The sequence below is a fragment of the Rhodococcus sp. RD6.2 genome, assembly GCF_001040705.1.
Lineage (GTDB): Bacteria > Actinomycetota > Actinomycetes > Mycobacteriales > Mycobacteriaceae > Rhodococcus_G.
The window spans coordinates 657,419-672,620 of sequence record NZ_CVQP01000005.1; the positions used below are offsets into that span (position 1 = coordinate 657,419).

Here is a 15,202-nt window from a genome sequence, read left to right on the forward strand (position 1 = left end):
CGGACCTGCACATCACCTGAAGCGCACAGGCCGGAGGACAACATGGCACTGTCCGAAGTGGCGACGTCCCGCACTCCCGTCGAACTGCGAGTGCGAGCGGAAGACGGGCAACTCCCCGTGCTCAGGGCCGTGGCCGAGGTGATCGCCGTCCTGACCGATTTCAACCTCGATCACGTCTCCGACATCAAGCTCGCCGTCGACGAGATCTGCACCGTCCTCGTCAAGGACTCCGCAGCGGACGCAGACCTGGTGTGTTGCTTCGAATTCCTGGTCGATGAACTCGCCGTCCGCATCGACATCGACACCCACACGGACACGGTGCCGGACCCGCACAGCTTCGGCTGGCACGTGCTCAAAACCGTGACCGACACCATCGCAACGACTCACACCCCACGCCCGGGAGGCGGGTTCCACACGACCGTGGAGTTCACCAAGTCCTCCAGGAGCGGTACCTAGTGCCAGTCGGCGACGACGACACCAACACGGGCGGGGCGTACGACGACCTCACCGCGCTCTTCCAACGCCTCGCAGACGGTCCCGCCGACGCGGAGCGACTACGCGACGACATCGTCACGCGCGCATTGCCACTGGCCGAGCACATCGCCCGCCGCTTCCGCGGGCGCGGCGAACCCTACGACGACCTCCTCCAGGTGGCACGGGTCGGGCTCCTCAACGCGGTGGACCGGTTCGACGTCACCCGTGGCACCGACTTCGTGTCCTTCGCCGTTCCCACCATCATGGGCGAAGTGCGCCACCACTTTCGCGACGCGGGATGGGCGATGCGGGTGCCGCGGCGACTCAAGGATCTCCACCTCGAGATCGGGAAGGCCGTCGAGGTCCTCGTTCAACGGCTCGGGCGCGCGCCGTCAGCACGGGAGATCGCTGCAGAACTCGACACCGACCCCGGCGTGATCGCCGAAGCGCTGATCGCGGGCAGCGCCTACCAAACCATCTCGATGGACACCCCGGTCCGCGACGACGGCGACGACGTTCCACTGGTCGACACGCTCGGGACCGATGACGCATCACTGGAAACCGTCGAAGGATATGCGACGGTGGAACCAGCGCTGTCGAGACTTCCGGAACGGGAACGCACCCTCGTCCTGCTCCGGTTCTTCGGCGGGCTCACGCAGTCGCAGATCGCCGAACGGATGGGCATCTCCCAGATGCACGTGTCCCGACTCCTCACACGGACACTCGACAGGCTGCGCGACGAGCTGACCTGAGCAGGGGAGTGGAAGGAGCGGTAGATGGCAGAGAGCGTCCCCATCCTGGTGGGAGTGGACGGGTCCCGCTCGTCCAACGAGGCGGTGCGCTGGGCGGCCGCGACGGCCGAACGCAGACACGCTCCACTGCACATCGTCGATGCCGCGTTCGTCGAGGGCAGGTCCGGTGTACCCATCGGGTTGCCACCCGCATACCTCGAGGAGCAGGAACCCGAACGTCGCCGGCTCCTTTCCGATGCCGCCACTATCGCGGAGAACGCCGCGTCAGCAGGCGCACTCACGATCAGCACCGAACTCGTGCCCGGAAATCCGAGTCGTGTACTCGTCGAACTGTCGTCGGCGGCGCAGATGGTGGTCGTCGGCTCGCGAGGCCACGGCGAGATCACCGGAGGTCTCGTCGGGTCCGTGAGTATTGCGGTCGCCGCGCATGCCGACTGCCCGGTCGCCGTGATCCGCGAGCCGTCCGCCGATCGGGCGACATCGGGTGACGCCGTCGTCGTGGGGGTCGACGGGACACCGAACAGTGAGCCCGCCATCGAGGAAGCCTTCATCGAGGCGTCCTTGCGCGGCGTCGAACTGACGGCCGTCCATGCCTGGTCCGACGTCAGCCTGTCGGCGCTGAGGCCGCACGAACCGACGTTCCACTGGCCGACGATCCAGGAACGCGAGCAAGCGGCACTGTCGGAGAGCCTGGGAGGCTTCGCCGACGACTACCCGGACGTGACCGTGCGGAATGTCGTCGTCAAGGATCGCCCCGTCGACTCGCTCGTCGAGTTGGCCGCGGGGGCACAACTGCTGGTGGTCGGCAGTCGCGGACGTGGTGGGTTCGCGCGAATGCTCCTCGGGTCCACGAGTCGCGCGCTCCTGCACAGGACGACCTGCCCGATACTGATCGTGCGCAACTGACAGGGTGGGGGAGCGTCAGGACGGCTGGGGCCTCCCGATACGGTCGACCCCATGACTGACGGTTCAACGAGCCCCGAGACGACCACCGAGGTAGAGGATCCGCACGAGGGTGGCTTCCGCGCTCGTGCGGCGATCACCACCGAGCGCGGCGGGCCACGATACGGAGAGTTCAGCGAGCAGGTGCGGACGCTGATGGATCGCGTTCGGTACGCGTGCCCGACTCCGGAGCTCACCGACGAGCTGATCGACAAGCTCGCCGAGATCAACGCCAAGCTCGCCGAGGTTCGCATCGACGAGTGGCATTCGCCCGCAGGCACCCGCGTCGACCTTCCGGCCCGCGGCAACATCACGCTTCCGCCGTACGAGATCACCGACGTCGGCGACGACGGCGTCTTCGCCACGGTCACTTTCCGCGATTATCACCTCGGAGGCAACAATGCCGCACACGGCGGTCACGTCGCGGTGGCGTTCGACGATCTCGGCGGCTACGCCTCGGCGGTCGCCATCCGCGGTGTCAGCCGAACCGCGTACCTGACCGTGCAGTACCGGTCGATCACGCCACTCAACACACCGCTGAAGGCCCGAACCTGGGCCGACCGGATCGACGGCCGGAAGGTGTACATCAAGGGCACCCTGCACGACGGGGACCGACTGTGCGCCGAAATGGACGCGCTGTTCATCAAACTCAACCCCGGGCAGCACTGAACGACCCGTCGTCGTTGATTCTGCGTCGATCCTACGAGGCGGTTCCACCACCTCAATACGTCACTGTGACGTATTGAGGTGGTGGAAGTTCACGAGAGGGGATCAGCACCAAGTCGCGGCGCAGGTGCAGCGCGTCGGCGACCCCGGGAAAGTTGTCTCGACCCGGCAAGGCGCCAGAGTGTGGCCGTCGACCCGAACCGATCGTCGATCAGATGACGACAGCTTCGACGCCGCGCACCGGGCGCACACGCGGGAAATAGCCCACCAATGCCGCAACGGCCGGTGTGGCGGTCGGTCTTGTGGCTACCGAGCCGAATCGTGATGCGCAGGCGCACGATGCGATTATCACCGCAGTTCAACGCCGCACCCGATAAGGAACATTATGTCACTTTTCCTTTCGGGGGCCGTCCCCTGAAAGGGTCGACCCAAGGATCGAGACCGACCCGAGTGCCGACAGTAAGCCCACGGACTGACCACAGGCGCTCCAGTCAGTCCAGGGCCGGAACACCCCCTGGCTGGACCGCCTCCGCGCCGGCGACATTGTCCGGACCGCAGGCCGCACCGCGCACGGCGTCCAGCGTGCGCCGCAGTCATCCGGCCGTCATGTGTTCCTGATGCGCATCCCGTCCGAGTCGCCGTCAACCCGACTCGACCTCCGACCTGCCGCCGAGCGGCGGCGCTCCTCCCCATCGAGCCCGGCCGCACCCACTTCCGACTTTCGTGGATAATTGCGATTATCCATGAAACATGCAGTGCTGCAATGCTTGTCGCATTCCTTCTGTGCGTGTTGCGTCAAGGCTCCCCTGTTGGGCGAGCCTCCCCAGTTGGACGCAACGACGGACCACGCCATCCGAACCTGAACCGGGCGCGCTTCAATCGGTGGAGCGGTCGCGATCGGCGATCCTGGATGTGATGAAGGTGCCCGGATATCCCCCCCATCCCTGGCCTTGGACCTTCGCCATTCCGGCCGCGGCATTGCAATGAGAAATCGAGGTGGACGTCGTGGCGCATGGGCTCAACACCACTGCTCTGGACACCAGCTGGTTCCCAGGCTTGTTCATCGGAACCTGCGGATCCCCACATTGGCCGGGGACATGGTCCAGTCAGGAACCAAGTCCGACCGAAGGTCTGGGCGGCTTCCGGAGCGATTCGGAACTCGCACTGCTTCACCACCCGGACCGAGGCTGCCAGGAGCAGAGCCACCACGACCACGACCACGACCACGACCAGCGTTCGCGGCGTGTCCGGTCCCGCGCTCGGTTGGGCGAATCCATGGTCTCCCTCACCGAATCGCCCGCAGCTGCAGAAGAAAGACGCGCCGCGGCGATCTCCAGACCTTCGCTGATCGGTGTCAGCTCAACGACCATCCGGTGCTTCGATCTACGCGTTCCCATTCACGTTGCCACTGGCGCAGACGGATTCTGTCGGTCAGCCAATGAAGCCCGAGGATGACAAGCCCGCACGTTGCCGAGCACAATGCCCAGGCACCGACCGTCACCCCGAGAGCAGCGGCTGCATTTTCCGTACTCGAGCGAGGAGCTCCTGTGGGCGCTCCTGCGGGGTCGATCCAGATACTCACCGTCTGACCGGCCTTGTCCCCCACTTCGGCAGGAACCGGCCCAGCATGCGCCACACCGTTCACCGACCACTGGGCGGGCGCCTGCTCAACGAAAGCTTGATTCGACATGGTGGTTCCGATCAACCTTTGAGGGGCGTCATCGGTGAGCACTGCAGTGACTTGATGGACTTGCTCACGCTGGCTGTCCGCGATATCACTCAGGCGGCTGTAGGTACTCGTGCCCACAGCGCCGGCAACTGGGATCGACAGTGCCACAACACCCGCGATCACAAGAATCAGGACACCTTCGAGCCGATCACTGGGGCGCATGAGGGTGTTGGTGTTCCAGGGCCGAAGCCGCCACCAGCGGCCTGGAGCAGAGAAGGCGCTATCCGACATAGTGTTCTCCCCGGTCGAGCATCGCAACTATCTCGCGCCTCCGCTCCGGGCTATAGAGGCGTAAGGTCCCGGATCGTCGTCCACCCGTCACTCAATCGAGAGCCGACAGTTCCCGCGGAACGGTCGCGCGGTTGGAGACCGAGGCCGAAATGCACGTCCGTGCCGTCCAGACGCGGCGCATGTGACCAACCCTGTCCAGCGAGTACCGCGTGCATGAGTCTGTCCTCCACCCGAAGCTCGGCCGTCAGATGGTCAGCTCCGCGCCGGAGAGCGGTGGCTCCCGGTCGCCTGACCAGCGCTTTTCCAGGAGCGCGCCTTTGCTCGTGCTGCAGCCACATGCTCGAGACCGGTGGCGACGAGTAGGCGGGTCGGAGACGCCTCAGTGCGCATGGACGATCAGCAACGGACGGGTGACGATGTGTAGGAGCGCCCGGCTTGTGGAGCCGAGCAGCAGGCTGGCGAAGCCGCCCCGGCCCCGACAACCGACGACCACCAGCTGTGCCTTGTCCGACAGCTCGGCCAGTTTCTGGGCGGGCCGGTCCTTGACGACGACCCGGGTGACTCGAACGCCCGGGAACTCCTCACACGAACCCGCCAGCCTCTCCGAGAGTTGGGCTTCTTCGCGCTCCTGGATCGACAACCAGTCGAGTCCGTGGTTGGCCGTGAGCAGGCTCGAGATGTTCGTGTCCGACCATGCGTGAAGCGCGACAAGTTCGGCCCCACGCAGAGACGCTTCGACGAATGCCTCCCGGAGTGCGGGCTCACTGTTCCGTGTGCCGTCGACGCCGATCAGCACCGGGCCACCCTCGGTGCCTTCCGGGTCCACGAGCTCTCGGACTACCGCCACCGGACAGTCGGCGTGAGCTGCGACCGTCGCACTGACCGATCCGAGTAGGCCACCCGACACTTCACCGAGTCCGCGCGATCCGACCACCAACATCCGCGCGGCGTGCGCTCGTTCGAGCAGAATGCCACCTGGATGGCCCCACAGCAGCTCCGAATCGATCGTCAGCGGGTGGTTTGGCGCCTCCGCACGTGCCACCTCGATTGCCCGCGCCAGTCGGCGCCGCCCGAGGAGCTCGTGGTCATCGAAATACGCCGGCGGCAATCCCTCCGGGACGCCGTAGCTTCCGGCTATGAAGATCGTCGAGATCAGGTGCAGGGGTGCGGCGTGCCGAACTCCCGCCCGGGCTGCCCATCGGACTGCACAGTTCGAGAACTCGGACCCGTCAACTCCCACCACGATCGGACCGTTGGCGTCCATCTCGCACTCCCCCGTTCAGGCAGAACGGCCTAACTCCAGTTGGGTACTGGGTCATCATCGCAACGCAGACGCGGGCCGCACAGGGACGAAGGTCCCCTCGTTCGGTTGCCATCGGTCGCCAGCCGGCAGCACGGTCAGCGGCTCGCCGCGGAGTCCGGACGGGCACCCGCCGATGGTGTACAGCCGAGAGGCGACTTCACACGCCGCGACCTCGGTGACCCGATAGCGTGCAGCCGGAGTGCCCGCCCGACCCATCTGTGAGGCCTCGCCCCAGCTGGAATCGGGAAGGGCACAAAGTGGCTTCGTCGGCCCAATTGAAGGCACTCTGGCCCTGGTATCGCACGTCGGCGCAGGCGAACGATGTTCAGCGGGAAAGGGAGAAGCTAACGCCGTTCAAACCCGTCGGACAATGGCATCGACACTTCCGCCGATATCGGATGACGAGGCAGCACAAATGATTCAACGCACCAACCCTCGTCGGATCCCAACGCCGGTGACACCCTCCGTGGATATGCCGCACGGCCTCGACAAAGACGTCGCGATACAGACCGAGGACGCCTGGCTCCCCGGACACCTGGCAGTACCAGTGGAATCGGACGCAGTCGTGGTGTTCGTACACGGCAGCGGCAGCAGCAGGCACAGCCCGCGCAACCGATATGTCGCGCGCACGCTGAACAAAGCGGGGATCGCAACCCTGTTGATCGACCTTCTCACCCCGAGTGAAGAAGCTGATCGACACTGCGTCTTCGACGTCTCGCTGCTTGCGCGCCGACTCTTCGACGTCACTGAATGGCTGCGGTGCCAACCCGAGACGGCCACCGCGCAGATCGGCTACTTCGGCGCGAGTACCGGTGCCGGCGCTGCACTCTGGGCTGCCGCCAACCCTGCTGCCGGGCCATTTGCCGTCGTCTCGCGCGGAGGGCGTCCAGACCTCGCTGCCGCCAGGCTCAGCCAAGTCACCTGCCCAACGCTGCTCATCGTCGGCGGCCGCGACGAGGCCGTCATCGCGCTCAACCGCCGAGCACTTGACAGACTTCGGTGCAAACGCCAACTCACGATCGTCGAAGGAGCGAGCCATCTCTTCGAAGAACCTGGGACGCTCGAGGAAGTGGCCCTACTGGCCTGTGACTGGTTCACCACCCACATGGCTGCCGCCTGACCTCCGACCAGTGCGCCTGCAGTCACCCGACAATCGGCCGGTGATCGCGGACACTTGTGCGTCCTGTGCATCGCTGGGGTTGATCGAGCGGGCGACCGGCGGAGAACGGCAGCCGCTTTCATGGCCCCACAGGCTGCCCTTGTAGATCAAGTCGACCCGAGCGCTGAACGACAGCGTCATGGCCGACCGGGAAACAGGGGCGCAGGAGAACTTTGGGTCGCTGTGCTCAGAGGGCGGAGGGATACGTCTCGGGTCGTTCACCGTCGATCCAGATGCTCGTACGATCGAGCGGTTCGAGCGCACTGGTCGAGTCGACATGGATGACGGCATCGAACTGCTCGGCCACCCGGGCGTGGAAGTAGTGGCTCTGTCGCTCGGTCGCGGGAAGGTAGACCACGCCTATCGCCCGCTCCAGCCGCGCCGTACGCAGGGTGTCGGCGACGGCGTCGTCGTCCGTGGTACGAACGAGAAAGGATCCTGTGCCGACCTCGTGGAATAGCGCCTCGACACTGCCCGGCAGTGCGGCACGGACCACCTTCCGTTCCGCGACTCCTCCCCACTCGCTCGCCGCGGTCACGGTGCCGTGGTGAGTGGTGAATCCGACGAGACGGCAATCGTCCCGATGACGCTGACGGACCAGGTGTCCGACCGTGATCTCTCCGTGCGCACCGGGTTCGGTCGCATCCGCATCGCCTACGTGGGAATTGTGCGCCCACACCACCACGCGAGACGGCTTCCCGCGCCTGCGGTCCAGGTGCGCGACCAGGGCGTCGAGGGTGTCGCTCATGTGCTGGTCGCGCAAGTTCCAGGAGTGCACCCGGCTCTGGAACATCGCCCGGTAGTACTCCTCCGCGTCACGGACGCTGTGTGCATTCCGTTCGGCGTAGAAGCGCTCGTCCTCCGCGTCGTTCCCGTCGCTGCGGATGTAGTCGACGGCGTGGCGTTGCAGTTCCAGCAGTTGCTCGACGACCTGCTGTTCGCAGGACTCGCCGACGCCGAACGCGGCATCGTAGCCGTATGCCTGCCCGTCATCGCCGAACACCTGGTCGAAGCACGCGTAGCGTTTCCGCGCACGGCGGGCTGCGTCAGGATCGACCCCGTCCAGGTAGCTCACGACCTCATGCATCGACCGGTGCAGGCTGTAGAGATCGAGCCCGTAGAACCCGACCGGGGGTTGGTCACCACCGTTGCACTCGTTGTGTTGGCGTAGCCAGGCCACGAAGTCGAGCATGACCGTGTTGCGCCACATCCACGCAGGGAAGCGCTCGAACCCTCGCATCGACTCCTCCGCCGAGGTGTCCATGCCACGACCGTGAACGTAGCGGTTGATGCGATACGCGTCGGGCCAGTCGGCCTCGGCGGCAACCGCCGCGAACCCCAATTCCTCGATGAGGGTTCGGGTGATCTCCGCGCGTGCGGCGTAGAACTCCTGGGTGCCGTGCGAGCTCTCGCCGATCAGCACGATGCGTGCGTCACCGACGAGATCGAGGAGGTCTTCGCGGGAGGGAACTCCGCCGGGTGCATCGCTGCACGCGCTGCGGACGATGGCCGCTGTGGATGTCGTCACGTGCGTGCCTACGCCGGTGACCCGACCGACCGTAGGGGTGTGCAATAGCGTTTGCACCTCGTCGTCGGCCACTTCGCCGAAGTCCCAGAAGGAGGAACCTACGGCTCGGAATGGGAAGGGCATGGTTGCGCAGATGACGTCGTCCACCATCGCACCGAGTTCCCGACATGTCGATTCGGGTGCCGCCGGAACCGCCACGACGATCTGGGCTGGCTCCTGACGCCGCAGGGCGTCTATGGCGGCGAACATGCTGGCGCCGGTCGCGAGACCGTCGTCCGCGACGATGACGACCTTGCCTGCGACATCGACCGGGGGCCTGCCCCCGCGGTAAGCGGCTTCTCGGCGCTCCAGTTCGCGTGCTTCCCTCTCGACGACCTCACGCAACTGGTCCGGCGTGATGCCGAGATCGCGCAGGGTGTCGTCGTTGACGACGAGTGAGCCACCGCTGGCCAGCGCGCCCATGGCAAACTCTTCGTGCCCGGGCACGCCGAGCTTGCGGACCACGAAGGTGTCGAGCGGGACGTCCAGTGCTGCTGCGATCTCCCACGCGACCGGGACCCCTCCGCGAGCGAGGCCGAGCACAACAACACGGCGGTTGTTTCGATAGGCGTCGAGCAGTTCCGCGAGCGCCCGTCCCGCCTCTCGCCGGTCCCCGAAGATGCGTCCCGGTCGTTGCGCCGGAGTTTTCGTCACGCCACTCATGGGATCGGCCCTTTCTTGTCGGCTGAAGCCCGGTCGATGGGCCCTCAAGAGCCGCTGGTCATGGATCGGCGGGTGTCCGACGGGAACGGCGAACCCCACCTTTCGACGACCCAGCAGCAGTCCCAGGCTCCGCCGATCCCGCACGAGGGTCCAACCAAGACGGAAACGCTGACGGCGGTCACGACACGTCCAACCTCCACCTGACAGCCTGGCTGAGGGATACACCCAGCTTTGCGAAACAAACGGATCAATTCCAGGGTCCGAAGTCACCGAACGGGGAGGACTCAGGCGTTGCACCCGCCGAGCGCGTGGGCCACAGCGATGACGACGACAGCGGCGACCAAACCGACAGTGGGCGGCCCTCATTCAATGGACTGAGAGCACGATTTCCATGTGCTGCGTGTTCCCCAGGATTCACTTCGTCGGCAGGCCCGTCCCAAACGATGATCCTCGCCATCGTGACGTTGTCGAGCAGCACTGCGGCAGTCACATCTGCTGTTCGGCCACCTCTGAGCACATCTTCGGGCCAACGCTGATCGAACCTGTCGCAGGACTCGGAACCAAACACCGCCCGAGCGTCGAGGCCGGATCTTCGGGCCGAAGTCCTCCACAGCGTGTGACCGCGGACTCTACAGATTAAGTTCACTGCCCTGGTTGACTGGCCTATGGTCCAACTTCCCGTGTTGCGGCTGCGCAACCCCCTTTCTCGATGTCGTCGGCCGAACATTCGAAATTTGAGGGTCGCCATGCCGATTCACCGGAACAGTGAGCACGCCCGTCCGCGACTTCGGTCGCCGTCCGCGCGAGAGACACAGGGCGAACACGTCCAGGGATTCTCGACCACTCCGGACACGAACCGAGTTCCACTGCAAAGGAATGCTTTTGACCCCATCATGGTCTCGTGTCGAGGGGTCCCTGAGGGCAGGGGTATGTCTACGCTGCTACGACGGCGGGTGTCATCGATCGCTGCGGCCACGCTGGCGTCAAGCGTGCTACTAGGGTCGCCCTCGGCGATCGGGGCGCCTGTCGAGGTGTCGTTCATCGAAGCCTGCCGAGCGTCGTCCATCATCGATATCGACGACCTCGGAGCGGACACTGTCACCGTCGAAGGGCCGGCCATCGTCGAACCCGGACAGCGGTTCACCTATCGAATCCAGACCGGTCCGCGGTCGTATCCGTCCACGAGTTCGGGCGCGACCACGGTCAACCTCTCCCGCCTGAAGAACGACTTCGAGATCCCGGCCAATGCCGTGTTCATCGGCGCCACGATCGTGCCCGGCACCGGCTTCAATCTCGACAACGTCGCACCGAACGTGCTGCGTGTCGACGACAACGGTGTCGTCGACAACGTCTCTGGTCGCGTTCTACGGCTGTCCGGGAACAACGAGGTGATCGGCAACAGCCCATCGTCGAGCACCGACACCGAGGGTGGCATCCGGGTTCCGAAGAACTCCAAGAATCTCGACGGCTCGACCAACCCCAATGGGGACACCTGGTTTCAGATGCCCGCCGTCGAGGTCACGATGACCGCCGGCGGGTCCGGGGTGATCACACCGAAGCTCAGGACCGCCGGCGCCGCCGGCGAGTTCGACAATGACGCGAACTTCAACACCTCACTGGCCAAGGCATCGATGTTCGGAACCCAGTGGGCCGCGACCCGGTGTTCGGCGAGGGACACGATCAGCGCTCCGCTGAACGCAGGGGCGGGCCCCGTGGGGACCGTCACCATTTCGAACCCGAACGATGTGAAGACGTCAACGGTGCTGTCCGTGCCGGAGTCGGCGCCCACGGGGACACCGATCATCCTGTCCGCCACCGTCTCCCCCGCGCCCGGTGGCGGAAGCGTGCAGTTCCAGGCGGACGGTGTCGATCTGGGCGCCCCGGTGGGGATGGTCGACGGCAGGGCTTCGGTGTCGCACAGCTTCACCGGTGTCGGTGGACACACGGTCGCCGCGGTCTACTCGGGCGCTCTCGGGGCTACCGCGTCGACGTCGGAGATACACACCGTTTCGGTGACGCGAGCGGTCTCGGGCGAGCCGAGCGTGAACCGGACCCCGAAGACCGCGTTCGTGCTCGCCGCCGGCGTCATCGCGGTCGCTGCACTACTCGTGGTCGGGCGGTCCCGGTTACGCAGGAAGTGAGAGTCCGCCACTCACCGCCCGGTCCGTCGTCACCTCGGTCACACCGGCCCGTCGTCACCTCGGTCACAGGCGTCGTGCGATCGACTGGGCCTGTGCACCCAGTCGCATCATCCGCAGGTCGGTCAGCGGGGTGAGCGCGTTGCCCATCCGGTTTGTCACGAAGGCAAGTGCCAGACCGGACTCCGTGTCGGCGAATGCGCCGGAGCCGCCGAGTCCGTAGTGGCCGAAGGCATGTCCGTACTGCGTCCGGCTGGCCACAAGGGCAGAGTGATAGCCGAGCCGCCAGTTCATGCGGATCCCGAGGACGTAGTCGCGGTCGGTGGTCTGCACCTCGCTCATCTGCGCGACGGTTTCCGGTCGCAGGAATCGGATTCCCTCGACGCTGCCGGAGTTGGCGAGGGCCCCATACATCTTGGCGAGCGCTCGAGCATTGAAGACCCCGTTCCATCCCGGCATCGCGACGTCGTGGATCGCCGGGTTGCGCACAAGTTCGTCGAATCCCTGTGGCATTCCGGCGTCGGCGACGCCCCTGAGCCCAGGTATCCGGGAAAGCGCGAACGAGGTCGTCTCCCAAGGCAGCAGCCGGAACGGAGTGATCCGCGGGAACGACTTGGCGATCCGGTGTCGCTCCTCCGGGGGTACGACGAACCAGAACTCGGGGACGCCTAGTGGCTCGGCGATCTCGGTGCGCACCAGCTCGGCGAACGGCGTGCCGGTGGCGCGCGTGGCCAGCTCCGCGACCAGGGTGCCGTAGGTGACCGCGTGATAGCCGGGCATGCGCGGGCTGCGGGCATCCGGCGCGCTGGCGGCGAGCGCGGCGGTGACGGCGGCGTGATCCATCAGCCCCAGCGGACCGCGAACCAGACCCCGCACGCGGTGCAGCCCGGCTCTGTGGCTCATCAGTCCCCGAATCGTGATGCCTTCCTTGCCTGCGGCGGCGAACTCGGGCCAGTACTGTGCGACGGGGGCGTCGTATTCGATAACCCCTCGCTCCGCGAGACGGTGCAGGACGGTGCTCGCGACACCCTTACCCGTCGAAAATGACAATGCAACGGTGTCCATCTGCCATCGGTCGACCGGTGTCGCCCACCCGGCCCACACATCGAGCACCGGCTCACCATGCAGATAGACGGCGAGGGCTCCGCCACCGTCCTGAGTGCGGTGGAACAGGTCGAAGAACTGGGAGGCCAGCGTTCGAAATCCGGTGTCAATGCGCATCACGCCTGTTACGAGCGGCGGCGTGGGCACCGGATCGAGATCGGGTTTTCGAGCCGGGTCGTTCATGATCCTTCCGTTGCTGTCGCGGTTTCGAGGTCGCACAACGCTTCCTCGAGTACTTCAGTCAAACGCTCGATATGCGGAACTGATTCCGGGGATCCGATACAGCCGAACTGGAGTTCGCCCGCGTAGTGACAGATCGTGATGTTCAGGTCGATACCGTCGAAAACGACGGAGACCGGGTACAGCTGCCTCAACAGGGCGCCGTTCCAGTACAACCACTGCCGTGGACCAGGAACGTTCGAAACCACCAGATTGAACGTGGGCCGCAAGTGAGGGGCGAGCGGCAACATCGTGGTCAGGTTCGGGACGAGGTCGGGCACCGCTGTCACCAAGGACGGGTACAGGCCCTGCTCGTGGATCCTCTTCTTGGCGGCGGTCATCGACCGCACGATCAGGTCCAGCCGATCGAGCGGATCAGCCAGGTCCGTTCCGAGGTTGCACAGCGCCAGGCCCACGGCGTTACCACCTGAGTCGGCGTCCATGCGTCTGCGGTGCGCCACGGGCACGAGTGCGATCAGGGGCGCGTCCGGCAACTCGCCCCGCTCCAGGAGGTAGGTCCGCAGCGCACCTGCGCACATCGCGAGGATCACGTCGCCACTGGAAGCGCCGCTGGCATCCTGCACGGACCTGATCCTCGCTTTCGGCCAAGACCGGGCAGAGAAGGTCCGCGCTGGCGTGATCCTCGAGTTCAGCACACTCCTGGGAGCTTGCATCGGCAACACGGTGGCCTCTGACCTCAAGCCCGCGGCGACCTTGCCGGCCTCGCCGAACAGGGCCCTACCGAGGATATCCACCGCAGTGACCATTCCCTCGGCAAGGTCGCGAGCCCGGCGGATGGAGCGACTCAACGACCCCGTCTCGTCTGGGACGACGCTCGTCGGGGCCTCTCCGCCGTCGCACGCGAGGGGAACCGGCATGTCGCGCTCGCGTGGATCGGTGCTCAACGAACGCTCGACGAGACGCATCCCGGACATGCCGTCGAGCAGCGCGTGATGGATCTTCACGTAGAGGGCGAATCGTCCTCCCGGCAGGCCCTCGATCAGGTGGGCGTTCCACAGCGGTCCGGAGCGGTCGATCCGGACCTCGTGCAATCGTGCGACCAGCCGGTGGAGCTCCGTGTCTCCGGCCGGGGGGAGCAACACCGACCACTGCAGGTGCCGGCTCATGTCAAGGCGGTCGATGGTCTCCCACGTGGGTAGGCCGGCCGTGGACAACCGCGCGCTTGGTCGGCGCATGAGTGCCGGGTGCACGCGCGTGCAGGTCGAGGCTCGCCGGTAGGCCAACTCGACGAACGTCTCCTGCTGGTCCTCGGCCGGGTCGAACACCATCAGGGCTGCGACATGCAGTGTGCGTGAACCGATCTCCCCGACGAGCAGCGCCAGGTCGATGGGCGAAATCAACTCCATCAGGCACCTCCGCGACGCGCACGCAGCGATCGCTTCTCAGCTGTACACCATCGGGTGGTGCCCATCCAGACTCCGCGGCGAGCCGCTGACCCTGCTGCCGGCTGGCGACCGATGACAACCGAACGAGGGGACCTTCGTCCCTGTGCGGCCCGCGTCTGCGTTGCGCTGATGACCTTGGAAGTTGTGGTGTCGGACCATTCATCGACCGGACCTCGGTGCTGGTCCCCTGTTCGCGATGTGCGGACACCGTCGTGCTGACCGACCCGAGCATCCGGCCCGCGACTGCGGTTGACTGACACACTCTTCCTCGGTTGCGGCACAGTGCAGCTCCTACGACGCTGCGCCCTTCTCAGGATCGCGCGGGTGGCGGGGAACACCGCCCCTGGGCTCTGCATGACCGCAGCAGCAGGGACCCAACCAACGAACTCTCCAATGGTGAACGACCGGCATTCGGTCACACTGGCCGTGCTCGTCGGGGACTCGTCGGTCCGGGTGTGGACCCGGGAAACATCACATTCAGCCACCAGTCGCTCAGTGGGCTCGGGTCTGGCCACACGACATCCGGATCGGGGTCGGAATCGTTGCCCGACTGTTCCTGGTGACCTAGTTTGCGATGCATCTGTTCTCCTGATGGAACACCCGTACTCAGTGAACATCCCGGCGGGAGGCGTCGAAAGGTCCAAATGTCACCTCCTTCAGCGCCAGTGGTCGCAATCTGATGGGTAGGTGTTCGGCGTTCGCCGACCGTGGGTGGACGGTTGCGAGTACGTGGGCTGAAGGTCACTGCGACGTGGCCGCGAACAGCACGGCATCGAGCTGGAGCACCGGCCTTCGGGCGCCCGCATTACGGCGGGATCGTCGAGCAGCAAGGTGGGATCTCGCAGTCGG

Annotated in this window: 10 protein-coding genes and 1 pseudogene; 6 read left to right on the forward strand and 5 right to left on the reverse strand. The window is 65.7% G+C overall.

Translation table 11 applies throughout. From position 1 onward, the window contains the following. Nucleotides 1-42 precede the first annotated feature (42 nt). From RHCRD62_RS09435 to RHCRD62_RS09450, 4 genes are read left to right on the forward strand one after another with little or no spacing between them, the layout of a single operon-like run. On the forward strand, nt 43-456 hold the full coding sequence (locus RHCRD62_RS09435; RefSeq protein WP_050064396.1) for an ATP-binding protein: 414 nt from the start codon (nt 43-45) through the stop codon (nt 454-456). Beyond that, the gene (locus tag RHCRD62_RS09440; RefSeq protein WP_050064397.1) at nt 456-1,226 is read left to right on the forward strand and encodes a SigB/SigF/SigG family RNA polymerase sigma factor; all 771 of its coding nucleotides are present in this window, start codon (nt 456-458) and stop codon (nt 1,224-1,226) included. The genes RHCRD62_RS09435 and RHCRD62_RS09440 overlap by 1 nt, the downstream gene beginning before the upstream one ends. A gap of 24 nt (nt 1,227-1,250) precedes the next feature. Further along, entirely contained in the window at nt 1,251-2,132 is an 882-nt protein-coding gene (locus RHCRD62_RS09445) for a universal stress protein (RefSeq protein WP_050064398.1), read from the forward strand. Nucleotides 2,133-2,183: 51 nt separating this feature from the next. Beyond that, complete coding sequence (locus RHCRD62_RS09450) at nt 2,184-2,837, forward strand: PaaI family thioesterase (protein ID WP_050064399.1); 654 nt, start codon at nt 2,184-2,186, stop codon at nt 2,835-2,837. Between the two features lie 1,351 nt (nt 2,838-4,188). On the opposite strand, the gene RHCRD62_RS25770 is transcribed toward RHCRD62_RS09450, so the two are convergent. Then, a complete protein-coding gene (locus RHCRD62_RS25770) occupies nt 4,189-4,794 on the reverse strand; it encodes an Rv1733c family protein (RefSeq protein ID WP_157050852.1) in 606 nt (201 codons plus the stop codon). Nucleotides 4,795-5,173: 379 nt separating this feature from the next. Then, a complete protein-coding gene (locus RHCRD62_RS09455; protein WP_050064400.1) occupies nt 5,174-6,058 on the reverse strand; it encodes a universal stress protein in 885 nt (294 codons plus the stop codon). Between the two features lie 562 nt (nt 6,059-6,620). Between RHCRD62_RS09455 and RHCRD62_RS09465 the strand changes: the two are divergent. Then, nucleotides 6,621-7,217, forward strand: a pseudogene (locus RHCRD62_RS09465) (dienelactone hydrolase family protein); the annotation flags it as partial. Between the two features lie 226 nt (nt 7,218-7,443). On the opposite strand, the gene RHCRD62_RS09470 reads toward RHCRD62_RS09465, so the two are convergent. Then, nucleotides 7,444-9,486 carry an erythromycin esterase family protein gene (locus RHCRD62_RS09470; protein ID WP_050064403.1) on the reverse strand — a complete coding sequence of 681 codons (2,043 nt, stop codon included), beginning with the start codon at nt 9,484-9,486 and terminating at the stop codon, nt 7,444-7,446. A 953-nt stretch (nt 9,487-10,439) separates the two neighbouring features. On the opposite strand from RHCRD62_RS09470, the gene RHCRD62_RS09475 reads away from it, so the two are divergent. Then, a complete protein-coding gene (locus RHCRD62_RS09475; protein WP_253277253.1) occupies nt 10,440-11,627 on the forward strand; it encodes an Ig-like domain-containing protein in 1,188 nt (395 codons plus the stop codon). A 63-nt stretch (nt 11,628-11,690) separates the two neighbouring features. Here RHCRD62_RS09475 and RHCRD62_RS09480 read toward each other — a convergent pair whose 3' ends face one another. Next, entirely contained in the window at nt 11,691-12,845 is a 1,155-nt protein-coding gene (locus tag RHCRD62_RS09480) for a serine hydrolase domain-containing protein (RefSeq protein ID WP_253277272.1), read from the reverse strand. Nucleotides 12,846-12,907: 62 nt separating this feature from the next. Next, nucleotides 12,908-14,314: a WS/DGAT/MGAT family O-acyltransferase gene (locus RHCRD62_RS09485; protein WP_050064406.1), complete on the reverse strand. Its 1,407-nt coding sequence runs from the start codon at nt 14,312-14,314 to the stop codon at nt 12,908-12,910. Between the last annotated feature and the right edge of the window lie 888 nt (nt 14,315-15,202).